The sequence below is a fragment of the Acinetobacter sp. XS-4 genome (assembly GCF_023920705.1).
GTDB lineage: Bacteria > Pseudomonadota > Gammaproteobacteria > Pseudomonadales > Moraxellaceae > Acinetobacter.
Map to the genome: position 1 here is coordinate 696,074 of NZ_CP094657.1, position 25,533 is coordinate 721,606.

Annotated in this window: 21 protein-coding genes; 11 read left to right on the top strand and 10 right to left on the bottom strand. The window is 37.8% G+C overall.

Annotated elements, in window-relative coordinates; translation table 11 throughout:
- Positions 1 to 28: 28 nt before the first annotated feature.
- From MMY79_RS03425 to yccS, 3 genes are all read right to left on the bottom strand, one after another.
- Positions 29 to 2,611, bottom strand: coding sequence for a sulfite reductase flavoprotein subunit alpha (locus tag MMY79_RS03425; RefSeq protein ID WP_252612025.1), 2,583 nt, complete (start codon positions 2,609 to 2,611; stop codon positions 29 to 31).
- Positions 2,612 to 2,766: 155 nt separating this feature from the next.
- Positions 2,767 to 3,342, bottom strand: coding sequence for an SdpI family protein (locus MMY79_RS03430; RefSeq protein ID WP_004789292.1), 576 nt, complete (start codon positions 3,340 to 3,342; stop codon positions 2,767 to 2,769).
- Positions 3,343 to 3,442: 100 nt separating this feature from the next.
- Positions 3,443 to 5,617 carry a YccS family putative transporter gene (gene yccS / locus MMY79_RS03435; RefSeq protein ID WP_252612027.1) on the bottom strand — a complete coding sequence of 725 codons (2,175 nt, stop codon included), beginning with the start codon at positions 5,615 to 5,617 and terminating at the stop codon, positions 3,443 to 3,445.
- Between the two features lie 127 nt (positions 5,618 to 5,744).
- Here yccS and MMY79_RS03440 point away from each other — a divergent pair, with 127 nt between their 5' ends.
- A complete protein-coding gene (locus MMY79_RS03440) occupies positions 5,745 to 6,959 on the top strand; it encodes a multidrug effflux MFS transporter (protein WP_252612030.1) in 1,215 nt (404 codons plus the stop codon).
- A gap of 25 nt (positions 6,960 to 6,984) precedes the next feature.
- Here MMY79_RS03440 and MMY79_RS03445 read toward each other — a convergent pair whose 3' ends face one another.
- Positions 6,985 to 7,692: a nitroreductase gene (locus MMY79_RS03445; RefSeq protein ID WP_252612032.1), complete on the bottom strand. Its 708-nt coding sequence runs from the start codon at positions 7,690 to 7,692 to the stop codon at positions 6,985 to 6,987.
- 506 nt (positions 7,693 to 8,198) lie between these two features.
- On the opposite strand from MMY79_RS03445, the gene MMY79_RS03450 reads away from it, so the two are divergent.
- From MMY79_RS03450 to sbmA, 6 genes are all read left to right on the top strand, one after another.
- Positions 8,199 to 8,402 carry a hypothetical protein gene (locus MMY79_RS03450; protein ID WP_252612034.1) on the top strand — a complete coding sequence of 68 codons (204 nt, stop codon included), beginning with the start codon at positions 8,199 to 8,201 and terminating at the stop codon, positions 8,400 to 8,402.
- A gap of 157 nt (positions 8,403 to 8,559) precedes the next feature.
- Positions 8,560 to 8,727 carry a hypothetical protein gene (locus tag MMY79_RS03455; protein WP_252613418.1) on the top strand — a complete coding sequence of 56 codons (168 nt, stop codon included), beginning with the start codon at positions 8,560 to 8,562 and terminating at the stop codon, positions 8,725 to 8,727.
- Positions 8,728 to 8,826: 99 nt separating this feature from the next.
- Entirely contained in the window at positions 8,827 to 10,302 is a 1,476-nt protein-coding gene (locus MMY79_RS03460; RefSeq protein ID WP_252612036.1) for an alanine/glycine:cation symporter family protein, read from the top strand.
- Positions 10,303 to 10,472: 170 nt separating this feature from the next.
- The gene (locus tag MMY79_RS03465; protein ID WP_252612038.1) at positions 10,473 to 11,447 is read left to right on the top strand and encodes a patatin-like phospholipase family protein; all 975 of its coding nucleotides are present in this window, start codon (positions 10,473 to 10,475) and stop codon (positions 11,445 to 11,447) included.
- A 205-nt stretch (positions 11,448 to 11,652) separates the two neighbouring features.
- Positions 11,653 to 12,888 (top strand): threonine ammonia-lyase, encoded by a 1,236-nt coding sequence (locus MMY79_RS03470; RefSeq protein WP_252612040.1) that lies wholly within the window; start codon positions 11,653 to 11,655, stop codon positions 12,886 to 12,888.
- A 237-nt stretch (positions 12,889 to 13,125) separates the two neighbouring features.
- Entirely contained in the window at positions 13,126 to 14,322 is a 1,197-nt protein-coding gene (sbmA, locus tag MMY79_RS03475; protein ID WP_252612043.1) for a peptide antibiotic transporter SbmA, read from the top strand.
- Positions 14,323 to 14,362: 40 nt separating this feature from the next.
- Here the strand turns inward: sbmA and MMY79_RS03480 are convergent, their stop codons facing one another.
- Positions 14,363 to 15,112, bottom strand: a complete 750-nt coding sequence (locus tag MMY79_RS03480) for a DUF4850 domain-containing protein (protein ID WP_252612045.1) — start codon at positions 15,110 to 15,112, stop codon at positions 14,363 to 14,365.
- A 121-nt stretch (positions 15,113 to 15,233) separates the two neighbouring features.
- Between MMY79_RS03480 and MMY79_RS03485 the strand changes: the two genes are divergently transcribed.
- The 3 genes from MMY79_RS03485 (at position 15,234) to MMY79_RS03495 (ending at position 17,738) form a co-directional block, all read left to right on the top strand.
- A complete protein-coding gene (locus MMY79_RS03485; RefSeq protein ID WP_252612047.1) occupies positions 15,234 to 16,298 on the top strand; it encodes a DUF1176 domain-containing protein in 1,065 nt (354 codons plus the stop codon).
- Positions 16,299 to 16,338: 40 nt separating this feature from the next.
- Positions 16,339 to 17,109: a hypothetical protein gene (locus MMY79_RS03490; protein ID WP_252612049.1), complete on the top strand. Its 771-nt coding sequence runs from the start codon at positions 16,339 to 16,341 to the stop codon at positions 17,107 to 17,109.
- Positions 17,110 to 17,219: 110 nt separating this feature from the next.
- Positions 17,220 to 17,738, top strand: coding sequence for a hypothetical protein (locus MMY79_RS03495; protein ID WP_004789310.1), 519 nt, complete (start codon positions 17,220 to 17,222; stop codon positions 17,736 to 17,738).
- A 79-nt stretch (positions 17,739 to 17,817) separates the two neighbouring features.
- Here MMY79_RS03495 and MMY79_RS03500 read toward each other — a convergent pair whose 3' ends face one another.
- The 5 genes from MMY79_RS03500 to gatC all read right to left on the bottom strand — a co-directional run bounded on the left by MMY79_RS03500 (position 17,818) and on the right by gatC (position 24,345).
- Positions 17,818 to 18,396: a DJ-1/PfpI family protein gene (locus MMY79_RS03500; RefSeq protein WP_252612051.1), complete on the bottom strand. Its 579-nt coding sequence runs from the start codon at positions 18,394 to 18,396 to the stop codon at positions 17,818 to 17,820.
- Between the two features lie 369 nt (positions 18,397 to 18,765).
- Complete coding sequence (locus MMY79_RS03505) at positions 18,766 to 20,763, bottom strand: hypothetical protein (protein ID WP_252612053.1); 1,998 nt, start codon at positions 20,761 to 20,763, stop codon at positions 18,766 to 18,768.
- A 266-nt stretch (positions 20,764 to 21,029) separates the two neighbouring features.
- Entirely contained in the window at positions 21,030 to 22,499 is a 1,470-nt protein-coding gene (gatB, locus tag MMY79_RS03510; RefSeq protein WP_252612055.1) for an Asp-tRNA(Asn)/Glu-tRNA(Gln) amidotransferase subunit GatB, read from the bottom strand.
- Entirely contained in the window at positions 22,499 to 23,977 is a 1,479-nt protein-coding gene (gene gatA, locus MMY79_RS03515; RefSeq protein WP_252612057.1) for an Asp-tRNA(Asn)/Glu-tRNA(Gln) amidotransferase subunit GatA, read from the bottom strand. The genes gatB and gatA overlap by 1 nt, the downstream gene beginning before the upstream one ends.
- 53 nt (positions 23,978 to 24,030) lie before the next feature.
- Positions 24,031 to 24,345 (bottom strand): Asp-tRNA(Asn)/Glu-tRNA(Gln) amidotransferase subunit GatC, encoded by a 315-nt coding sequence (gatC, locus tag MMY79_RS03520; protein WP_000107699.1) that lies wholly within the window; start codon positions 24,343 to 24,345, stop codon positions 24,031 to 24,033.
- Positions 24,346 to 24,478: 133 nt separating this feature from the next.
- Here gatC and MMY79_RS03525 point away from each other — a divergent pair, with 133 nt between their 5' ends.
- Entirely contained in the window at positions 24,479 to 25,519 is a 1,041-nt protein-coding gene (locus MMY79_RS03525; RefSeq protein ID WP_003655325.1) for a rod shape-determining protein, read from the top strand.
- Positions 25,520 to 25,533 lie beyond the last annotated feature (14 nt).

Below are 25,533 nucleotides of genomic sequence, written 5' to 3' on the forward strand. Positions count from 1 at the left end.
ATTACTCGGCTTTTTGATTTATTGGCCTTTAATAAACATCACGGCGATAACGGCCTTGTTGTCTTAATTCATCTACCTGTTCATCACCTAGAATTTCAACCAGTGCTTGGTCGACTCCGCTTGCCATGCCATCAATACTACCGCAAACATAGAGAACAGCACCGCGTTCTATCCAGCTTACTAATTCTGCTGCATTTTGACGGATTACATCTTGAACATACACACGTTGTTCTTGATCTCTGGAAAATGCTAAATCGAGGCGTTTTAACATTCCTGTTGTTTGCCATGCTTCAATTGTTGATGCATAGAAGAAATCACATGTTCTTTGTCGTTCACCAAAGATTAACCAGTTTTCAGTATAGTCATGACGAGTACGTGTATGTAATAGGCTCATTAAGCCTGCAATACCGGTGCCGTTACCAATACAAATAATTGGGCGGTTGTCATCAATAAGATGGAATGATTCATTGGTACGAATACGTAAAGCAACTTCATCATTGATTTGAGTATGTTGAGTCAGCCATCCAGAACCTAAACCTAAGTTACCAGACTCATCATGTTGTTGACGAACAACTAAACGGAGCACTTGTTGAGAAGGAATGCTGGCAATTGAGTACTCTCGCGTTGGTAAGTTAGGAAGCTGTTCTAATAAATGGTCCAGATTCGCAAATGGTTCAATTTCGCCCGTTAAATCTTTATTCCAAAGCGCTTTCTCAATTGAGATTTCTAATGAGTCAACTTTGGCATTTTTAAGAATATGATGCTTCTGCAAGAATGCGTGAATACGTTCAGGGCTATTACCAGGCTGAATTTCAGCAATATCACCAGCTTGCCATATTGCTTCGTGCTTTGCGTTAAGCTCCATATTATAAGCAGGTTGCCCTAAGCTATTTGGATTGAGTAAGTCACGTTGTTGTAATCTCCATGTATCAAAAACTTTTTCTAAATTTACAGCATGCAAATCTAATTTAGTTGCTTTCGCAAGTGATTGATTCCAATTTTGAATATCCGATAGGTTTACATTATCAACTTCAATTGTATTAAAGATGGCATGAGCACCATTAGTTTTAAGCCAAGCATCTACTGCATGACCAAAACTACAATACGTATCAGGATATTCTTTAGAACCTAGCGCCAAAACAGCATAGTTGATGTGCTTAAGGTCCAGATTCACTTTTAAAAGTTTCTTAGCAAAGCTTCTAGCGAGGTCAGGCGCATCACCAGTACCATATGTACTGATTACAAATAAAACCTGCTCATGCTGCTCTAAATCAGATTGTGTTAGCTGCTGTACAGGTTTTACCTGAACTGGCTGATGAGCTTCTTGTAAACTTGTTGCGGTACTCCAGGCGAGTTGTTCAGCTACACCAGTTTGAGTTGCATAAGTAATAAGCCAAGGCTTTGCATTTGGATCAATGTATTGTCCAGCTAAAGACTGACGAGCTGCCTGTGTTAATTTTTTCTGTTTACGGCGTTTAAGATAAAGCATCAATCCTGTAACAAAGAATAAAGGCATTGCCAGTGAAGCAAGCATTGCAACAAATTGATAAATTGGTCCAAAGAAGCTACCACGATGCACGGGTAACATGCTGCTCATAATCTTTTGATTAAGCTTTTTATCTTCGTAAAGCTCTATCTTTTCGATATTGCCAGTTTGATAATTGTAGATGGCTTGGTTACGTGCACGCTCATGTTGTGGCGTAGCATCGACAAAGCTTAACTCAATTTTTCCATCATCTTTTTTTGGTAAGCTCAATGTTAGTGTCGAATAATCACGTCCGACCTGACTATTGAAACCACTCCATGTTTGATTAAGTGCCGTAATGAGCTGAGTATTATTTAACTGTGGTTCTGCTTTTTTATCATTATTATGATCAGATCGTTTACCTTGTTGCATTCCGCGATTTTGAGGAGTATTACCATGACCTTGTGGTTTGGGTTGCTCAACGCCCATCACTTTGAACATGCCACTACGCCACCAATCATAAGACCAATATAGACCGGTACACGCGAAAAGCAGATAAAAAACAATGACCCACGTACCCACAACAGCATGTAGATCCCAGATAAAATTTCGACCTTTCAATTTCGGTTTAACGGCAAGCCATTGACGGGCAGAATGCTTTTTAGGCCAGCGTAAATATAATCCGCTCAAGACAAAATAAATGAGCATTAAGGCGCAAGCACCGGTAATTTGTTTACCAACTTCACCAGCTGTTAAATTACGATGAATTTGTTGTATGAGTAACAATAATTTTCGGCCTTTAACATCTGGCAGAACTTGAGCGTTATACGGGTTAACCATCATATTATAGCCACGACGTTCACCTTCTTTTTCAATATTGACAGTAGAAGAAGAGGTGGGGTCCTTGGCAATCGTAATGCTATTAATTTTAATTTCAGGCTGAGTTGTATTGAAATGTTGATATAGCTGAGCAGGAGTTAATTTTGGAGTGTTTTCAGCTTGAACAACATAACTATCAGAATTCACCCATTTTAAAATTTGTTGATCATAAGAATAAATTGCACCTGTTACACCCATAATGGATAAGATAAGGCCAGCAGTAATACCCAGAAACCAATGAATTTGAAATAAAATTTTTTTAAACATGGTCGAAAATGTAAATATGATGGAGATCTTGTAACGAAGTATAGCCGAAGATTGAGTAGATAATATGGATTTTGGAGATAATATTAATTTTCATTATCATTTATTTTTACTTTAATAAAAAACCTCCATCAGGAGGCTTTTTATAGAATATCGAATTACAAGGTTTTTGGTTCACCTACAGATTCTTTTAAGTGCGTGCGAATTGTGTTGAACGAGAAGTTCTTAGAATCCATGCGCTTAGGTAGAATGTAAGCACCTTGTTGTTCTTGACCTTTTGGATCTTTTACTTTGAAATTGACCAAAATGAAATCAGGTGCGTTGTACCATTCGTAGATATTTTTCCATCCAATTGTACCAACGCCTTCTTGATGGCCCATTTGTTGGCGCATCACAATACCATGAGGCTGTACGCCTAAACGAATACCTTTGATTTCCTGTACCGGAAATTCATTCATTTTGCGTTTAACGTACCATTCTAATCCGTATTTACGACCTAGGTAGTAAAGTACTACAGCGACAATAGCAACCCAGCAAAAAACAGTAGAGTAGTTCTTAATAAAAATAAGACCTAATATAGCAAGGGCTAAAACGACACCCATAATTGCCCAAATTTTTGTGCTGATTTTATTGGTGCTGCGCCAAATAAGAAGCTGTGCATTACGTTGTTCAGCTTCTGACACGTCATATGGAACAGGCTGAAGCGTATAAGCGTATAAAGTTTTCGCGGTCATAGTGCAAATAACAAATTGTAAACTGTTTTAAGTTTAGCACTAATTGGCATAAGTCAGGAAAGGATATTATGCCAATTTAATACTAAATTCCGAGGCAAATTTATAATGAAGCAAGCTCACTGGCATCATTATCAAGATCATGACTTAGCCGTTGTTTTAACATACTAAATCGGTTCAATACACCAAGCATGAGCGAGAGCTGCTGTAAAATAATGAGTGATTTTTGGTCATCTTTATCATTTTGGCTTAGACGTTGACGTATCGTTTGGAGCATATTTTGTGCTGTAAGATCAGGCATTTCGTCTCTTAATAGAGCGCCTTGAATATCATCAAGTGCTTGGTCTAATAGTTTAAGGACAGCTTGATCCTGAATGTTTTCTCGATGTGCTCCAAGTGCCGCGATATAACTTAAAAATGTATGGTTTAAACATAAAAATTCAAAAATATCGGATTTACGAGTCGGGTCAAAGTCTGGTTCAGTTGCTAAAGTTGAAATAAGTGAAGCAACTTCAGCATCTGTATTATGCGCAGCTCGACGTACAATTCGGTAATTTAGCGCATGATTACGGCCTTCATGATATTGTTTAACGACTTCGGCTAAATAATTACATTGGGCTTGTAGTGAGCGTCTGATGTTGCGAGGTAAGCGTCGGAATTTCCAGTCAGGCCAAATAAAGGTCACGCCAAACCAAGCCAAAGCACATCCTATTAAAGTATCTACAAATCGAGGAATGGCAGCAGCCATCGCTGAACCGTCTAGATTAAAGTTAATTAATGCAAGGATTGTGATAAAGGCAGTTGCCTGTGCATACTGTTTACTACGTAACTCAAAAAATAGAACTCCACTTAATATCAACATGAATAGTTGTCCTTCGGTCGAAGGAATTAAGAAGATAATCGCAAGTCCAACAACAATACCAACTAATGTCCCAACAATTCGTAGGCGTAAGCGGCGTTTGGTTGCGTTAAAGTTGGGTTGGCTTACAAATAAAGCTGTAAGCATAATCCAGTAGCCATATTCAATATGGGTCATTTGAATAAACACATATCCAATGAATAAAACAATCGATACACGAATTGCGTGGCGGAACAGCACAGATTCTGGAGTTAAATTCTGTTTTATTCGGATGATAATATCATTCCATCCTTGTAAATCATCATCTTTAAGCTGGTTTTCGGCTTGTTTCACTTTATCCGATTGAATATGTTGTTCGGTTTCTAAGTTGAGTAATTGGGAATCGATAGACTTTAAATTTTGGTATAAAGCGAAAAGAGCATTTACCCATAAAAGGTCATAATGCTGATCGCGTCTTAGCTTCTCTAAAGATAGTCTTAAGTTCTCAAAACTCTGCTTGAAGCGTTTGTTATGGTTATAAGGTTTGCGTTGCAAAATACATTCATTTAACTCTTGGCAAGCTTTACCTTGAACAGCCAAAATTCGTTGGAATCTAAATAAAATATCACTGTGCTGAAAAATTTTGGCTAATTTTTGATAGTCAATATGGGCTGAGTCAGCACGTTCATGAATATCTTGTGCAACAAAATAGTAATGTAAGCTTCGGCGTGTATCTTTTTGTCCACGGTCGCCTTTTAAGCGAGTCAGTAAAGCTGTTTTTAAGTCATTAAAAATCGTAATTAACTTACCGTTTTCTAACGACAGTTCAATCATGCTTTGCTGATAGCTGGAAGGAGTCATATCTACATCAAACAAATTTGATTTTGCAAAAAGAAAATCACCTAAAGATGCATAAGATGCAGCCAGTTTGTCTTGTAGTTGTCGAACCGGAAATAATAAAAAGCTAATAGTTGCGATTAAGCCGTACCACGCAGCACCTGCAACTAAAAGGGCAGGTTGAATATACCAATGATCAAAAAGGTGAACACCTAGCATGGTATAGACCGAAACAACTAAACAGCCATAAGAGATGGTTGCGTAACGACGTCCTAATGAACCGAGTAAAATCCAGCCAATACATGATGCAATTAACCCTAACGCAAAAGCCATTGGGTAGGGGAAAAGTAGTTGTACGGAAGCCGCAGTAACGAAGAACCCAATATAAGTATAAATCAGGTTCATGATTCGCACGGAAAAGCGATCATCAATATCGCTTAAACCTGCTGCGACTACACCTAAAGTGAGAGGAATTGTTGCTAATTGATGGCCTAGAAAATAAGGCACGAAAGCAGTTCCTGAAAAGGCTATCAGCATTCGCACGTTATACATAAATGTTGTGTTATAAGTCGCTCTTTTTAGGCGTTTAAACCAAGATTTCAAAGGAAGTCCTTGCTGATCAACCTGAGTGATAAAGGATTTGTGTATTTCTACACCAATGTTGCACAAATCATACGATAGACAGTGTAAGCTTGTCTGTATGCAAATGATTGAAAAATGAAATATCGTTATGTCTGAACAAACAGCCCAGCGTCAATACTCTATTGGCTGGATTATGTTGCTCGCTTTGCTTACGGCTTTAGGGCCATTATCCATCGATATGTACTTACCTGCTTTGCCACAAATGGCGCATGATTTTGGGGTAAGTACGCAAATGGTGGCAAACACACTACCAGCTTACTTTTTTGGTTTAGCTGTTGGGCAATTGGTTTATGGTCCTCTAAGCGACCGTATTGGTAGAAAAAAACCACTTTATTTTGGTCTCGCACTTTATGCGGTCGCAAGCTTATTTTGTGTATTGGCAACAAATGAATGGGGCTTGATTGCTGCTCGTATTTTGCAAGCTTTAGGCGGCTGTGTTGGCGTGGTTATGGCTCGTGCAGCAATACGCGATAAACTGGACGTTCAAGGCTCAGCACAAGCTTTTTCTAGCATGATGATTGTAATGGGGCTTGCACCAATTTTGGCACCTATGATTGGAGCATGGATTTTAATTTGGTTCCCATGGCAAGCTATTTTTATTGCCCTTTCAATTGTTGGCATCATATGTTGGTTGTGTGTACATTTCTTCTTTAAAGAGACTCTGGCAACTGATAAAAGGCTTAAGTTATCACTCTATCAAGTAGTGACCCTCTATGGGGCTATTTTCAAAGATGCGAGTTTCCGTTTACCTATGTTTGCAGGGTGTTTAACAGGGGCAGCGCTATTTTGTTATATCAGCTCAGCACCAGCAGTTTTTATGGATCAGTACGGACTCAATCAGCAAGAGTTTGCTTACGTATTTGGACTAAATGCTTTTGGCATTATGTTGATGTCATCTTTAAATAAGCATTTAACATCACGTGTTGAAATCACTAAACGATTAAAGGCAGGTTCACTCGTACAAGTGACTGGCGCCATTATCGTATTTATTGCGGGTTTAATCCCGGCAGCGCCTTTATGGCTTGTTATGTTAGGGCTATTTTTAGCTATTTCAGGCATTGGTTTAACAGGACCAAATGCAATGGCGCTGGCAATGTCCAAACAAGGTGCTCGTGCAGGGACTGCAAGTGCCATTATGGGAAGTATGCAGTTCGCTTGTGGCCTTTTAGGTGGCGTACTACTTAATTTTCTTATTTGGTCTGCATCGCTCAATATGGGCGTGATGATGGTGTTATTTACACTGAGTGGGTTCGTTGTCGTGTTAAAAGCGGCTCAACAGGTAAAAAACAAGCCATTCGCATAATTTTTAGTGAATGGCCACTTAGATATTATTCGTCTAGAAAAACTGCGAAATTTTCAACAGGTTCTCTAGGAGTAATGAAGGTATTTACAATGTGGTTGGGGTCAGCATGGCCTAGCGCAATTGCACATACTAACTCTTCATCATCTGATGCACCTAAGATATCTAAAACAACAGGGTGAAAATGGTTCCAAGCTGCTTGTGGGCATGTATCTAAACCACGTGCCTTAGCAGCGACCATCACGTTCTGGATCATCATTGCGATATCCATTTTAGACCCGATTCCCATCGTTTTATTTACAGTGAAGAAAAGGCCGACTGGGGCGTCGAACAGTTTGAAATTACGTAACTGCTGTTCCGCCATTTTTTCTTTTTCACCTTTTTTGATTTCGAGTAGACCATAGAGCCCCCAACCATTTTCACGGCGGCGATCAATAAATGGCGATATCCATTTTTCAGGATAATAGGCAAAGGTTTCTTTATATTTTTCTGCAAGTTCTGGGTTTTTTGAAACTTCAATTTGTGCTGCACAAACACGCTCTACCATTTCACTACGCTTGTTCCCTGTTACCGCATAGACTTTCCATGGTTGAGTATTTGTTCCAGAAGGTGCTCGACTTGCGACTTGTAATATATCTTTAATGACTTCTGGCTCAATTGGCGTATTTAAAAAAGCGCGGACAGAATGTCGAGAAGTGATAGCTTCATCAACGAGACGAACTTGTTCCAGATTCATGAGTACTCCTATATCTTTTTCTTAAATATTTCATACTTTTGAAGACTAATTTCATGCTTTAAAAGTACTTCATTTATAAGCAAAAAATATTAGAAAAGAGATATTCTTACAGGTATGATAATTTAATTAGTTTAGACATATTGTATGATTAATCATAATTCGAATATGCCACTTTAGATTTAAATAGACAAAATAATGTGTTTTTGTCGGTTATAAAAATAAAAGCATAACAGTGAGCGGGTGAAAAATATTCAATTGAAAAAAAGGTATAATATGTTTAAAAACAGTGCAAAACAGATTGTTTTATATCAAAGATGACCATTTTTTATATAAAATTTTAATGAAAAATATACACAAAACTTTAAATTTCTGCATAATACCGACTTTTTTACGCAGGTATGATTTCTCCATACTCACGTTAGGAAGTACTGGCTGCAAACAAAATCCCTTTACAAAAAGGATTTAGTTGTAGAAATGGAGAAATACACGAGGTATAGGAGCTTTACATGAGTCTATCACTCATCAACAAGCAGTTCATGAAACAAGGATTGGCAATTACCATTGCAACCATGAAAATGAACGTAACTCAAGCAGCTACTGAGTCACAAAAAATACAACAGCTTAGTACAGGTCTAAACGCACTCTTCTTTGACCATAGAGAAAAGGGCGCAGATAGTCGCGTTATGGCGATGGCTCGTTACAGTCTTTGAAATTTATATCCAGTTTAGACATTTGCTCAAAAGTATATGTAAATATGCTTATTGGCTTAAATCCAGATTTTGTAAAACTCGCTTAATTGATGGGAATCATTAGACGAGTTTATTTAGCGGTGGTCATTTGTTAGTTTCCAAGTTTGTAGTTGAGCCGATGCATACTGTTTTTCCGAAAACGGAAAAGTTTGGTAGTGCAATGATATTATTTTATTTGAAAGTTGCTTTCTCTCATGCAACTTTCAAAGGCTTAGTGTTGGGCATCATGTTGCTTAAACTTGTGACGATAATTGCTATTCAATTGACATTAAAAGTTTTTTCTTGAATTTACTGAAAAGTCCCGGTTTCTAGGGGCTTTTTTGTTTATTGCAGTATTTTGGCATGTGCTCTTAGCACATTAGCAAGGAACGTAAGCGGACCGAGTATGAATGAACAACTCAATGCCACACTGATGTCGTGGGTAAAATTTTTTAATGACCCTTTATGGGACTTTTTGGTTATTTTCTTGCTGGCTGTAGGTATTTTTTATACGGTCTTAACAGGAGCTGTGCAAATTCGCATGTTCTTGCAAAGTATCCGAGTGATGAAAAGCAGTCGTACAGAAGGTGCAGATGAGCATGGTCTTACACCTTTTCAGGCGTTTGTAACTGGCCTTGCGAGCCGTGTTGGGGTAGGTAACATTGCTGGTGTAGCAATTGCTATCGCAATTGGTGGTCCTGGTGCAGTGTTCTGGATGTGGGTAACAGCTGTTCTTGGTATGAGCTCTGCTTTTATTGAGTCTACGCTTGCTCAACTATTTAAAGTTAGAGATAGCAAGACTAAACAGTTCCGTGGTGGACCAGCTTACTATATTACTCAAGGTTTACGTAGTAAAACCTTTGGTGCGGTCTTCGCACTTGCATTGATCTTTACCTACGGTTTCGTATTTAACTCAGTTCAAATCAATGCGATTGCTAATGCATCTTCACATGCTTGGGGTTGGGACAAAGCCAATGTTATTGCTCATTTAGGTGGCGTTGATCTAGAAATTTCATGGGTTGGCCTTGCTCTTGTAGTTTTAGTGGCATTGGCAATTTTTGGTGGTATTAAGCGTATCGCTAAATTTGCAGAGATGTTTGTACCTTTAAAAGCAGGTCTTTACCTATCTGTTGCTCTCTATATTGCAATTAGTAACTATGCAATTTTGCCTGATATTTTAAAACTGATTGTGACTGAAGCTTTCAATTTTAATTCTGCAGCAGGTGGTTTCTTTGGTGCGGCAGTGTCAATGGCAATGATGCAAGGGATTAAGCGTGGTTTATTCTCTAACGAAGCTGGTATGGGTTCTGCACCAAACGCAGCGGCTGCATCTGATGTAAAACATCCTGTAAACCAAGGCTTAGTACAAATGCTCGGTGTATTTGTAGATACTTTCATTGTATGTACAAGTACTGCAATTATTATTTTGGTTTCTGGTGTTTACCAAGATGCAGGTTTTGTCGGTGTTGAATTAACACAACGTGCTTTAGAAACTCAAGTTGGGCATTGGGGATCGGACTTCCTTGCTGTTCTATTATTCTTATTCTGTTATTCGGCTGTATTAGGTAACTATGCCTATGCAGAAGGTAATGTACAGTTTATTAATAACAATCCGAAAGTTATGTTCATCTTCCGTATTTTTGTATTGGTAATGGTGTACTTCGGTGCAATTGGTAGTGTTCCGCTCGTTTGGTCTATGGCTGACTTGTTTATGGGTATCATGGCAACCATTAACTTGATTGCAATCGTACTATTAACACCGATGGCACGCACATTGTTGAAAGACTACCGTGAACAATTGAAAAAAGGCATTAAAGAGCCTGAGTTTAAAATTGATAAATATCCGGAATTGAAGAAAAAAGTCGATTCAGATATCTGGTAAGTTAAAAAAGGCCTCTTATAAATAAGGGGCCTTTTTCATAAGGGCATAGATAAAATACTTGAGTCTAAATTTTAAACATGACAAATTAAATAAATTCAATACAGCTTTTAACGAGACTAGCAACTAAAATTGCAATCCGAACTTTAAACCTCATAGTGCGAATATAGGCCATGAAACAGCTTAAATTGTGGGTTCTCGGACTCTCTATAGTGTTGGCAGGATGCCAGACCACTACACACTTGTCTGCTGCTCTAAAACCGCAAACAACGGAAGCTTATGCCCGCTCTGTTGATCAGCCATTTGCACGAATTAAAAAACAGCAAAAGCGTCCAGTTGTCGCGCTTGTATTGGGCAGCGGTGGAGCACGAGGTTATGCTCATATTGGTGTCATTGAGGTTTTGGAGCAACATGGTATTCGACCAGATTTTATTGTAGGTACCAGTGCGGGTAGTATTGTTGGAGCACTTTATGCCAGTGGTAAAAGTCCTGCTCAATTGCGTGATACCGCTTTAAAAATGAAAGCTGGCGATGTGCGTGATATTAGTATCGGGCTAAAGGGTTTTTTTGATGGTAAAAAAGTAGAAAACTACGTTAACCAGCAAGTAAACAATATGCCACTCGAAAAAATGAAAATCCCAATGTATGTGGTTGCAACTGAATTAAAGCATGGCACTAAAACCGTATTTAACTATGGTAATACTGGGCAAGCCGTAAGAGCATCTGCTTCAATTCCAAGTATGTTTGTACCTACTAAAATTGGTAAATCTGAATATGTAGATGGCGGGTTAGTGAGCCCTGTACCAGTTGAAGTCGCACGAGATTTAGGCGCTGATGTGATTATTGCTGTTGATATTTTAGCTCAGCCGATTTACACAGAAACATCGAATGTTTGGGGACTGTTTAACCAGAATATTAATATTATGCAAGGTCGTCTAGCGGCAGAAGAATTACAATATGCGGATGTTGTTATTCAGCCAGATTTAAGAGAAAAAGCTCATATTTTTGATGTGAAAGGTCGTGAAGCCACCATGAAATCTGGCATCGATGCAGCAAATGCCAAACTTTCCGATATTCAGTTTGCTATTGATGAAAAAATAGCTGAACAGAATATGTCTACTGAAGGGTTAAGTGCACAAACTCAATAATTTGACGTTAATTATTTGAAAATTAATTAAAAAAGCCTGAATAGGGCTTTTTTTTATGTGAATTTAAATCCTTAATTTTTGGAATAAAAATTTTTGTATATTAGGTATATGTTGGATATGCTGAAAACATGGATGACCAATATAAAATATTGATGTCATTTTTAAAAAATAATTGATTTGTAATGTATTGAGGCTGACTAGATAAATGATACAGCAACAGGTTAAAAATGGGTTTCCAACATTAGATGATGTTCATGCTGCCGCAGAACGTTTAGAAGGTTTAGTCGTAAAAACTCCTTTTGTTTTCTCAGAAACCATTTCTAAAACCTTAGGGGCTGAGATGTGGCTGAAATTTGAAAACTTACAATTTACAGCTTCTTTTAAAGAAAGAGGTGCACTGAATAAACTGTTGTGTTTATCTGACCAAGAAAAACAACATGGTGTTATTGCGGCTTCAGCAGGCAATCATGCACAAGGTGTTGCTTATCATGCTCAGCGCACAGGAGTAACAGCGACCATTGTGATGCCGAAATCTACGCCTAATGTAAAAGTACAACGAGTGCGTGAATATGGTGCACGCGTTATTTTGCATGGACAAGACTTTTCAGAAGCTGCTGCTGAAATGCACCGAGTTGCACAAGAAGAATCTTTAACAATTATCCATCCATTTGACGATGCAGAAATTATTGCAGGTCAAGGAACCATTGCGCTCGAAATGCTTGCAGCTGTGCCTGAACTAGATATTTTAGTTGTGCCAATTGGTGGTGGTGGCCTAATTTCTGGTATTTCGATTGCTGCTAAAGCAATAAATCCCAAAATTAAAGTGATTGGGGTGCAATCGGTTGTATATCCAAGTATGGCGAAACTTCTGTGTAATTATCAGCATGCCGTTTCAATGGGCTCTACCGTTGCAGAAGGTATTGCGGTAAAAACTCCGGGTGAGCTTACGACACAAGTTGCCAAAGAATATGTTGATGACATTGTTGTTGTCACAGAAGACATGATTGAAGAGGCAATTGCACTGTTACTTAATATTGAGAAAACAGTGTGTGAAGGAGCAGGTGCGACAGGTATTGCTGCAATTATGTCTCGTCCTGATCTATTTTTAGGTCATAAGTTGGGTGTAGTGCTGTCTGGTGGCAATATTGATACACGCGTTATGGTTTCTGTATTGCAACGTCATTTAACGCGTACAGGTCGAATGGTTCGTATCCGTGTTGAATTACCAGATAACCCAGGCGCTTTAGCTCGTTTAACAGCAATTATTGCTGAGCAAGGCGGTAATATTTATGAATTACGTCATGAGCGCTTTGCCGCGACAAGCCGTGCGAAAGAAAGTGCCGTGAGTGTCGATGTTGAGCTTAAAAGCGCATCAGACCTCGATTTGCTGATTCAGGCAATGCAGTTGGAAGGCTATATTGTTCGTAAAGAAGAGATTTAATCTCTGATATTGCTGTGTTATAAAAGCCGTATATGGCTCTATCGAGAGTCATATACAAGGCAATTTAAATGGATTAAATTGCCAAAAAGGGATGAATTTACAAAAAAACGATCAAATCCTTCAATGAAACGAGAAAAACTGACAATTCTCTAAACTTTGTACTTCACAATTTTAAGGTTTAGGTTTTAGTATTCTTCTCATTGTAAATTTGAAGAAATATAAGGATATCCACGCTCAATGTTCAAATCATTCTTTCCATCACCACGGTATTTTTTCATATCTGTGGTTGTTTGGATCGCACTCAATATGGTGCTCTGGTACTCAGGTGGAAACACGTGGGGAACTTTTATCGGGTTTGCTAAGGGCTACCATGATGCACAACTCCCTGTGGGTGTGAGTCGTTTTTGGTCTCCAACTTTCTTATGGTTTTATCTCTGGTTTTTAGTCTCTACTGCGCTTTTTGCTGGCTTTTGGAAAATTATTTCCAATAACCCATGGCAGCGTTGGTCTATATGGGGCTCTGCATTTATTTTATTTAACATCTGGTTTGGTGTTCAGGTCAGCGTTGCGATTAATGCATGGTATGTACCATTTTGGGACTTAATTCAAAAAATGCTTTCGAGTGGAGGTGGAGACCTCTCAGCACTATATAGTGAGACAATGGTCTTTCTTTATATTGCTATGGTTGCTGTGACTCTTGCTGTAATTAATGCTTTTTTCACGAGCCATTATGTATTCCGTTGGCGTACAGCAATGAATGAATACTACACAGAACATTGGGAACAACTGCGTCATGTTGAAGGTGCTTCGCAGCGTGTGCAAGAAGACACCATGCGCTTTGCAACTATTATGGAAGACTTAGGTGTTGAACTAGTAAAAGCAGTCATGATTTTAATTGCCTTTTTACCTATTTTATTTCAACTGTCTAAACATGTTCCTGTTTTGCCAATTGTTGGTGAACTAGAACATTCTCTAGTATGGGCAGCAATTGTATGGGCGGCTTTTGGTACCATTCTTTTAATGGTCGTTGGTATTAAATTACCGGGACTACAATTTAATAATCAAAAAGTAGAAGCGGCTTATCGTAAAGAGTTGGTCTATGGCGAAGACCATGCAGACCGCGCAAAACCGGCTACGTTACGTGAGTTATTTAGTAAAGTCCGTAAAAACTACTTCCGACTCTATTTCCATTATGCTTACTTTAACTTGGTGGCAACTTGGTATAAACAGTTAGATATTTTATATAGTTTGGTTGTATTGTTCCCTGCGATTGCAGGTGGGAAAATGACTCTAGGTTTGATTAATCAGATTGCTGGTGTATTTGATAAGGTTCGTGAATCTTTCCAATATTTAATTAGTTCATGGAAAACAATTATTGAACTGCTTTCAATTTATAAGCGTTTAAAAGCTTTTGAGTCGATACTACATAAATAAAAGAAAACCCGCGAAAGCGGGTTTTCTTTTAGGTGTGGACTTAATGAGTCGCGTTATAAAAATTGAGAATAGGACCAACCAATGCCTGTTGCGATTTATCTAAGGTGACTTGAATTTCTTTATAGTTGAAAGTGTCTTCATCATGGTATTTAGCAATACCATGCGTTTTATTGTTCACTTGGGGAATTTGATAACTAAAAAAAGCCACTTTCTTAGAAGGATGAACAATGTTAATTAGTTTTTTCGAGTCTTTATAACCACCGAACTCATTTTCAAGACTTTCTTTTAACAGTTCTGGGAAATAGAGCGTTGCATTTGGTAGCCCGCAACCAACGCAAAATGAAGAATCATAAAGTTCTATTGCTTGTTTTTGATCTGCACTCATTATTAGCGCAAAGCCAGTTCCGTTAGCTCCTGCATTTGCTTGCACATCTTGCCAGTTTTGTGGAATGAGCACTAAACCTGTTTCAGGTAATGCAACAAGCTTGAGTTGCTTGGCATGTTGAGCATTGAGTTTAAAATTAAAACGGCAACTTTTAGGTGTACAGGTTTCAAAATCTTTAAGTAAACCATTCTCTGTTGGGCTTTGTGCTGTAACACCATAAAACGGGACTGTAACGCCGTTTAAAAACTTTGCCTCTCCTAGAGAGTAGAATTGATTATCTGCTTTGCGGGTGGCAGCAGAGCTATAAAATTTGGGGAAATGAGGCGTAAAGCTTTCTACTTCTGCATAGGCACTTGAAGTGATACTGACTAATATTGTGCATAATAAAAAATTCAGTTTTTTCATTTTTAAAAAGTAATCATTTAAATTTTATATAAACCTAGCATATTCTTTTAAACTAGATGTTAGTCCAAAATTTTAAACTGTTTTAACTTAATAATAAAACAGACCAGCAGAGACATAAAAAATGAAAAAAATGCTTTCAATTTGCTGTTTAACGGTAATGAGTTCTTATAGTTTTGCTCAAGAAATAAGAGGTATTTCATTTTCACACCAAGAGTGGGAAATCTCTTGTAGCAATACGGGTACATGTAAAGCCGCAGGCTATCAAAGTGAAGAAAATGGCGATAATCCAGCATCGCTTTTATTGGTGCGTAAAGCAGGGCCAAAACAACCTGTACAAGCTGAATTTGCTTTATCAAACTATGAGCAAAGCTTGCCAGCCAATCAGCTTAAAAATATTCATTTTTATGTAAATGGCAAAGATTTAGGCGCTGTGACTATAGATGGTACCGATTTGCCATTGATGGGGAAATTGAATAATTCACAAGTCAACACTGTACTACAGCAGTCTAAACAGAAAACTGAAATTGTATTTAAAAATGCGCAGCATGAATGGAAAATTTCCGATGCAGGAATGACCGCTGTGTTATTAAAAATGGATGATTTTCAGAAGCGTATTGGGACTGTTGGTGCTTTGGTTAAAAAGGGCAGTGCTAATGAAACTAAAGTACTTATACCTGAGCCAAAACTGGTTGTTAAACATATTAAAACTACAGCTAAACCCTATTTAACTTTACAGCCTAAAAGCAAGCAGTACCAAATAATACACCGTAGCTTGATGGCAGCTAATCCGAATCCTAAAGAAGACTTTTGTGAAGGAATTTATGGTGGTAATAGTGATGGAGCTGAACCACAAGAAATAGAGCTATATAAACTAACTAATAAGAAAGTTCTCGCGACTACGCTGTGTTGGAGAGGGGCCTATAACGAAGGGTATGGCGCTTGGGTACTAGATGACTCTTTGGCTGGTAAGGCAACATTCGTGACAGAAACAGCTTCTGATTTCGATAGCGGTATTATTAGTAGCGCTCAAAAGGGAAGAGGCATCGGCGATTGCTGGGCAAGTGAAGAATGGGTCTGGGACGGCAAGAGTTTTGTACATACTAAGGATATGTGGACAGGGATGTGCAAAGGTTTGGCAGCAGGTGGGGTGTGGGAGCTTGATCGAATTGAAGCTATTGTAAAATAGCTAATTTGTTGAAAAGAAATATCATTAGGAAAATAAAAAAATGATTAAAGGCAGCATACAGATAGCTTTCTTAGTTATAGCAGGAATGTTTGCTTGTTTTGCCAAGCCTGCTTTTGCTGCACCCTTAAGTATTTTAGAGTTTAAAAAAACACAATTAAGTCAGAATGAGCAGGAGCAACTTTGCATACAAGTTAAAAAGCTTTGCGAGCATCTGGACCAATGGCGGGTTTTAAAAACAGCAGATCGGCAGTTATGGCTTCTGTCGGGTGGAGATATTATTCAATTTAACAACTCTGCAACGGGACTCAAACTATCGAAACAGTGGCATGTAAATCTCTCTACTCAAAAGGAGGGTACATCTGATGGGCAGTTTATCTTTCCTAAGCTTTTTCCTATGGCTCAAAATCGTTATGCAATTGCTGTAATCGATTCATTTTCTGAAATGTACTCAGGAGGTGGTGCAAATATTGAGCGCGCTAGTTTTTATGAGTTAACAGATTCTGGAGCGACACATCAATTTATTGCGAACTATCCATTTAGTTTTAGTCGGATGATCCGAGCTTGTTTTTCTGAGCAAGATTATGAAAGTTCTCAAGGAAATTGTCATGATGAGGATTCTTTAAGTTTGGATATTCGTCCAGTCAAACCGCTATTGTGGCAATTCCGTTATCGTTATAGTTTAAGCGTATCACCTGCCTCAGATTCAGGTGAGAAATCATATAACGGCAGTAGAAACTTAAATATTGATTTAAATAAAGCACCAGAACAGCCAAATATTCCAGAAGCATGGAGTTATGCTGGAATGGGCTAATTACTAAAGTAATTGTTAAATTTGAAGAAATAGACGATTTACAGAGTCATAACAGGTAACACCACTAGCTCTGTGATACAAAGAACAGATTGTTTATTGGAGCTAGACCTATGTCACGTCAAGTTTATGCGATTGCCCGCCGTAAGTTTTCACATTTGAGCCGTTCAGTTTGTATGGCAGTTGCTGTACTGGGTACAACACAAATTGCGATGGCAGGTCCCACGGTTGATCAGTTAAGTGACTGTTTAGTTAAGGCTACAACGGCTTCAGACAAGACTACTGTGCTTCAATGGACATTTACGGCTTTAGCTGCCCATCCTGATTTAAAAGCATTTAGTAATGTAACGCCTGAGCAAAAGGATCAGTTAGATCAGAAACTGGCGCAGGTTTTACAACGTGTGATTGTGGAGCAATGTTCTACCCAAACTAAAGCTGTGATTCAGGCTGAAGGTGTGAAGGCAGTTGGGGAGGCTTTCCAGCAGTTAGGTCAAAGTGCTGGCGAAGATATTGTTAAAGACCCCGCAGTTAAACAGCAGTTGCAGGGCACATTACGCTATATCGATTTAAATAAATTGGTGACGACGTTTTTAACACCAGAGATTTGGAATAAGTTGGGAATTACACGTTAAAAATCTAGTTTTCTATTTTAGTAATAAAGCCTGCTATTTATTCAGCAGGCTTTATTTAAATTGGGACGAAGAGATCTATTTAGATCGTAATTGTAGCGCCTAAAACTTTCACAAATTGCGCTAACCAAGCTGGATGTGCAGGCCAAGCAGGTGCAGTCACCAAATGTCCATCTGTAACTGCTTCAGTCACAGCAATATCCGCATATTGTCCACCTGCCAATTTTACTTCGGCAGCACACGCGGGATAAGCTGAGCAGAGGCGACCTTGTAATACATCTGCCGCAGCGAGTAACTGAGCGCCATGGCATACGGCTGCAATTGGTTTTTTCACTCGATCAAACTCACGCACAATTTCGACAACACGATCATTCATGCGCAAATATTCTGGTGCTCGACCACCCGGAATAACTAGACCTACATAATCTTCAGTATTAATGGCATCAAAATCGTAGTTAATCGCGAAGTTGTGGCCACATTTTTCGCTATAAGTTTGCTCACCTTCAAAATCATGAATCGCAGTCGCAATATGGTCGCCATTCTTTTTATTTGGGCAAACAGCATGCACGGTATAACCTAAACCAGTTAAGAACTGAAAGGGAACCATGGTTTCATAGTCTTCTGCATAGTCACCGACCAACATTAAAATCTTTTTAGACATGATTTATCTCTCTTTTTAAAATATAAGTTATCTAAATTCTTAATTTAAATTAGCACAGTCACTGAGTAATTCTTTAGAAAAAAGCGCATTCTTTAGTCGAAGAATGTTTCATAAGTGATGTAAAAAAGCCTCGATAGATCGAGGCTTTTTGTTGAGTTGGCTAATGAAATTAACCAATTAATTGTGATTTAGGCTGAAGTAGTTATGGTACTTGAGAGAATTTTAGTAAGTAGGTCAAGGTACAAATTAATAGTTAGTTCAAAGTGCGCTAGCACTTAAATAACAGTTGCAAGGTAATCGAGTTCTATCCACTTAAATAAATGGATAACAACGTTTTTAATATCAGAAATTTTGAATAAATTGGGTGTGTTAATAGGGTAGTGATTCTTCAATTAGAGGATATCTACCTTCAATAAAAGATTTAATTTCTTCGAGAGAATATTCAAAAGATTTCTCTAAAATTAAAAGATTTTTTAAGTCAACTTTTATTATTACTTCATGCGCAAGAGAAAAATAATCAATTATTAGTTTTCCGCTAGTATACTTTTTTAATTCTTGAACAGAGAAGTGGTCAGTTTCCCAGAACCTATATACATTTTTATCTATCCTTAAAGAGCCACCAGAAATACAATTTATTAGTTCTTGGGCGTTTAAACAAGTGTAGTTTTTTACTTTCAGGCCATTAAATAGCCTGTTTGATGATACTATTGAAAAATTAAAATTGCATTTGTAAAGAGAGATTTGTAATTTTTTAGCTAAATTTTTTCTTGTTGTAGGGTCTTTAAGCATTTTTTCTAAATTTTCTAACTGTTTTTCTGCTTTAACTAAATGTTCAAAGGAGTTTCTTAACTCATATTCATTTGCAGGGTGGTACGAGTTTTTACACTCAAAAATAAATACTTCATTATCTAATTTTGCTAGAATATCAATATCATATTTTCCAAATTTTACTTCAGTAAATACTGTGAAACCTACGGACTTTAACTCGTTTTTAATAGTCTCAATCATTTTGTCATTTTTATTTTGTATTGATAAGTTTATGTTGTTTCTCCATAATACATTTCTAATAATATTTGATCTACTTAAAATTGTAGGTGATACAATAATACTTTTTCCAAACTTTAATGCTGGTGAATATTGTATATCATAGAAATCTTTAATTTTATAAAAGTCTTCGCTGATATGATTGATAAATAAATTATAGAAATTTTTATTACTTTTTGAAAAAATTTGATTAATTAATCTTTCAAAGTCTTTTTCATGAAATAGAGGGATTGAAGAAGACCTTAATATAAAATCTTTATTTTTCATTTTTTCATTTTTTATTATTTCTCTATAGAACTTACTTAGAAGCAAAAAGAATCTTTGTAACTTTAAGAAATCTAAAACAGTAAAGTCATCTACTATTTTTTGTTCTAGGTCATTTTGATTAAGGAAATTTTCGTTGAAAATAAGATAAAGTTGAGAGATTTCTTCTAGGAAAATTGAATCTGTGTTTAATAAATCTAAAAAAATAGGATTAAGCGAAAATTTGGGACATAATCGTATGAAAGGTTCATTTCTGATTTCATAAGATTTTAGATTAATTAACGTATCACATACTTGATCTAAAACTTCATTTAGAGTGGGGCGATTATTTTTGCTATTTAAAAAATCATTAAATACTGTTGTTCTTTTTAAATCATATTTTAGATGGGAAAATGTTATTGATTTTTCAAAATCAATATTATCCATGGAGTAGGTTTTTTTATTTTCTTTATTTATTTTGTAGTGAAAAAAGTCAACTTTTATTTCCATTTTCTTAAAATAAACTATTTTAGATGCTAAATCTATAATTGATTCTAACTCATTTGGTGGTAATTCATGTATTTTAATAATATCTTTTTCGCTAGTACTTTTGATATTCCTACATAAAATAATGAGGTGGGAGAAAGCTTCTAGTTTTATCTCATATGCTGAGTTAAATTTGTATTCATAGAAAAAATTGTCTGCATAAGCAGTTAGTGTTTTTACTAAGCTAGGTTGTAAATAAATATAGTCGTTTAATAATTTGTTTATATATTTAATATTTTTGGAGATTTGACATAAGTGCAGCATACTGTAAAGATATGAATTATGTGTTATGAATTTCTCATCATCTAAAAGGGTTTTAATTATTTTTTTTAAATTTTTGGTTTCATAATCATAAGTTGAAGGCCTTAGAAACCCCATTTTTTTAATACTGGAGATTACATCGTCAGTATTAAATATTTTTGTTTTAAAGTAAAATTCTTCCAAAAATATGCTTGTGATGTGTGTTTCATCTTTAATAGTAGTCTGCATAGATAAAAGAATGTCCTTTATTTTTTTGTATGTCTTTTTTTGCATAATTAATTCTCTTTGCTTAAGTATGGGAATTTTAAAATAATGATATTTTTATTTTAGTTGTATTGTAAGTTTTTTCTAGTTATATTTTTTCTTTTAATTATTGAGATACTAGAAATAATATTAATAACCAATAAAGATATTAGTTTATTTGTCATGGATAACCTATCAATATGTTTTTTAGCTTAAAAATTATTGTGGATTCATTGAGTTTTTAAAATAGATAAAAAACCCGCTCTAAAGCGGGTTTTTCTAAAAGTTGGATTAGCTTAACCAATCAGTTTTTTCATTAATTCATTTACTTGAGCAGGGTTAGCTTTACCCTTAGAAGCTTTCATGACTTGACCTACAAGACCGTTAAAGGCTTTTTCTTTACCAGACTTGTACTCTTCAACCATTTTTTCATTGGCTGCAAGTACTTCTTTAATGATTGCTTCAATCGCCCCAGTGTCAGTTTCTTGCTTTAAGCCTTTTTCAGCAATGATGTCATCGGCAGATTTACCTTCCGATTCCCACATAAAGCCAAAGACTTGTTTAGCAATCTTACCGCTAATGGTGTTGTCAATAATACGTGCAATCATGCCACCTAACTGTTCAGCAGAAACAGGTGAGTCTGCCAAATCTAGGTTAGCTTTGTTTAAAGCACCTGAGAATTCGCCCATCACCCAGTTTGCCGATACTTTACCTTGTGCAGCGCCGCCCGCAGCAGCCACAACAGCTTCAAAGAAGTCTGCCATTTCGCGTGAGAGCGTAAGTACGTGTGCATCGTATTCAGTTACAGCAAATTCTGCGATAAAGCGTGCACGGCGTGCAGCAGGCAGCTCAGGAAGTGCAGCGCGAGCTGCTTCAATTTGCTCATCTGCAATAATCACAGGTAACAAATCTGGATCTGGGAAGTAGCGGTAATCGTTCGCTTCTTCTTTAGAGCGCATTGAACGCGTTTCCATTTTGTTTGGATCGAACAAACGAGTTTCTTGGTCGATGCTTCCACCGTATTCCAAAATTTCCATTTGGCGTTCAATTTCAACATTGATTGCTTGTTCAATGAAACGGAATGAGTTGAGGTTTTTAAGCTCACAGCGCGTACCAAACGGTTGACCCGGACGACGTAAAGACACGTTACAGTCTGCACGGAATGAACCTTCAGCCATGTTACCGTCGGAAATACCTAACCAGCGCACAAGGGTGTGAATTGATTTGATATATGCCACTGCTTCTTCAACCGAACGCATATCAGGTTCAGAAACGATTTCAAGTAAAGGTGTACCAGCACGGTTTAAGTCAATGCCAGACATGCCTTCAAATTGGTCATGAATCGATTTACCCGCATCTTCTTCAAGGTGAGCACGAGTTACGCCAATGCGTTTTGTTGTGCCATCTTCAAGCTGAATGTCGATGTGACCTAAGCCCACAATTGGGTTATCCATTTGGCTAATTTGATAGCCTTTTGGCGAGTCAGGGTAGAAGTAGTTTTTACGTGCAAACACAGATGCTTGGTCGATGTAAGCATCGATACCCAAACCAAAGCGGATAGCAAGATCAACTACTTTTTCATTCAGCACAGGTAATACACCCGGCATTGCCAAGTCGACAAGGCTCGCTTGCGTGTTTGGGTCTTGACCAAATTCAGTTGATGAACCCGAGAAAATTTTAGAATTGGTTGCAAGCTGAGTGTGAATCTCGATACCAATAACGACTTCCCAACCGTCAATCAATTTCAACTTTTGAGCTTCAGCCATTATGCATTCTCCTCAGCAATTGCTGCACGTTTAGTGTGCCAGTCTGTGTTTTGTTGGTATTGATGAACAATTGACAACAATTGTGATTCTGACCAGTAGTTACCAATTAATTGTAGGCCTACAGGTAAGCTGTCTTTATCAAAACCAACAGGAGCATTAATTGCTGGTAAGCCTGCTAAGTTCACTGCAAGTGTATAAATATCGCCTAAATACATTTCAGTTGGACTTAAGTTTGCACCAATTTTATAAGCAGTTGTTGGTGCAGAAGGAGCAGCGATCACATCTACATTTTCAAATGCTTTTAAGAAGTCTTGTTGAATTAAACGACGTACTTTTTGAGCTTTCACATAGTAAGCATCGTAATAACCTGCAGAAAGTGCGTATGTACCAATTAAGATACGGCGTTGAACTTCTGGACCAAAACCTTCTGAACGTGAACGCTTGTAAAGATCCATTAAGTCAACTGGGTTTTCACAGCGGTGACCGTAACGAACACCGTCATAACGAGACAAGTTAGAAGATGCTTCTGCTGGCGCGATGAGATAATACGTTGGTACATAAGCCTCAGTCATGTTGAGGTCAATCTCAACAAGTGTTGCACCCATTTCTTCAAGCTTTTTCAAAGACTCTTCAACACGAGCTTTTACGTCAGCATCTAAACCAACAACGTTAAAGTATTGTTTAGGAATACCAATACGTAAGCCTTTTACAGATGTGCCAGTTAAGTTTGCAACATAGTCATCGACTTCTTTTTTAACAGAAGTTGAATCTTTCGCATCGTGACCTGCAATCACATTCATGAGGTAAGCACAGTCTTCAGCAGAGCGTGCCATTGGACCTGCTTGGTCTAAAGATGATGCATAAGCAATGATCCCGAAGCGAGATACACGACCATAGGTCGGTTTTAAGCCTGTTAAACCACAGAAAGAGGCAGGTTGACGAATTGATCCACCTGTATCAGTACCTGTAGCAAATGGTGCTAAATCAGCCGCTACAGCCGCAGCAGAACCACCTGATGAACCACCAGGTACATGGTCAAGTGCCCAAGGATTGCTTGTTGCGCCTACATATGAGCTTTCAGAAGTTGAGCCCATCGCAAACTCATCCATGTTCACTTTACCTAAAGTGACAAGACCAGCTGCTTTAGTTTTTTCAACAACAGTTGCATCGTAAGGAGAGATGAAGTTGTCTAGTATTTTTGAACCAGCAGTTGTTTTAATACCTTTGGTACAAAAAATATCTTTGTGTGCCAGAGGAATACCCGTTAGAGCAGTTGCATTACCTGCTTTTAATGCAGCATCGGCAGCGTCTGCTTCTAAAAGCGCTTGTTCAGGTGTAACCGTCACATAACTTTTAACTTGTGAGTCGAGTTTCGTAATACGTTGCAAATAATGTTCAGTCAGTTCGCGAGATGAAAACTTCGCTTGGCTTAAGCCCTCAGCAAGTTCACGAATTGATAAGCGATGTAAATCAGTCATGAGTAAAATTTCTTTACATTCAAAATAGGGAAGATGGGTTAATTGAGTAAAAGTTATTCAATCACGCGAGGAACAAGATACAAACCATCTTGAGTTGCCGGTGCAACTGCTTGGTACTCATCTCGATGATTGCTTTCTGTTACCACATCAGCACGTAAAGGTTGAGGATTATCAAAAGGACTTTTTAAAGGTTCTACGCCTTCAGTATCAATGCCTTTTAAGGTTTCCATCATGCCTAAAATTTTATTTAGACTTTGAGCATATTCAGCAGATTGCGTATCATTGAGCGACAATCGAGCAAGATTGGCGATTGCTGAAACTGTTTGTGCATTTAAATCTGCTGAATGCTGTGCATCCGATGTAGACATAACATCACCTAATCAGTATTAAAAATTTTCAAAATATCGTGCGTTATAATAAGCGATTGACTTGTTCAAATCATCACATTTAGTTTAAAGTTGCCACCTTGCATCCACATGAAAGTTTAACTGAGAACGAACCGTGATTCTAAAACGACTAATTGGCTTGTTTTCGCCGGATCTAGCCATTGATTTAGGTACTGCAAATACACTTATTTATGCACCAGGCCGCGGCATTATATTAAATGAACCAACAGTTGTGGCAATTCGTCACAGTGGTTCACAAAAAATTGTTGCTGCTGTAGGACTAGATGCTAAGCAAATGTTAGGCCGTACGCCTGCGAATATTTCTGCAATTCGTCCAATGAAAGACGGTGTAATTGCGGATTTTGAAGTGACTGAAACCATGTTAAATCAGTTTATTGGTAAAGTTCACGAAAAACGTTTGTTCCCACCTGCACCTCGTGTGGTTGTATGTGTACCATGTAAATCAACTTTGGTCGAGCGTCGTGCGATTCGCGAAGCAGTATTTAATGCTGGTGCCCGTGATGTTCGTCTCATTGAAGAGCCTATGGCTGCTGCAATTGGCGCAGGTATGCCAGTTGAGCAAGCATGTGGTTCTATGGTTGTGGATGTTGGTGGTGGTACAACAGAAATTGCAATTATTTCATTGCAAGGTTGTGTCTATGCTGACTCTTTACGCATCGGTGGCGATGTTTTTGATGAGCAAATCATCAATTATGTTCGTAAAGCTCATGGTTGCGTGATTGGTGAAACCACAGCAGAAATCATTAAAAAAGAAGTAGGTATGGCTGTTTCTGATGGTACAACATTAGAAATTGAAGTACGTGGACGTAACCTTGCAGAAGGTGTACCTCGTGCAATTACTGTAACTTCTGACGAAATTACTCAAGCAATCTCTGATCCATTACAAAACATTGTAAGCGCAGTGAAATCAGCACTTGAGCAAACTCCTCCAGAGCTTTCTTCTGATATTGCCGAACGCGGTATTGTGTTGACAGGTGGTGGTGCGTTACTTCGTAACCTCGATAAATTATTAGCTCAAGAAACTGGTTTACCTGTTATGGTTGCTGAAGATCCTCTTACTTGTGTTACCCGCGGTGGTGGTAAAGTATTGGAATTCTTTGACAATCCGAACCATGACATGCTTTTTGTTGGTTAAGTTTAAGGATTAGG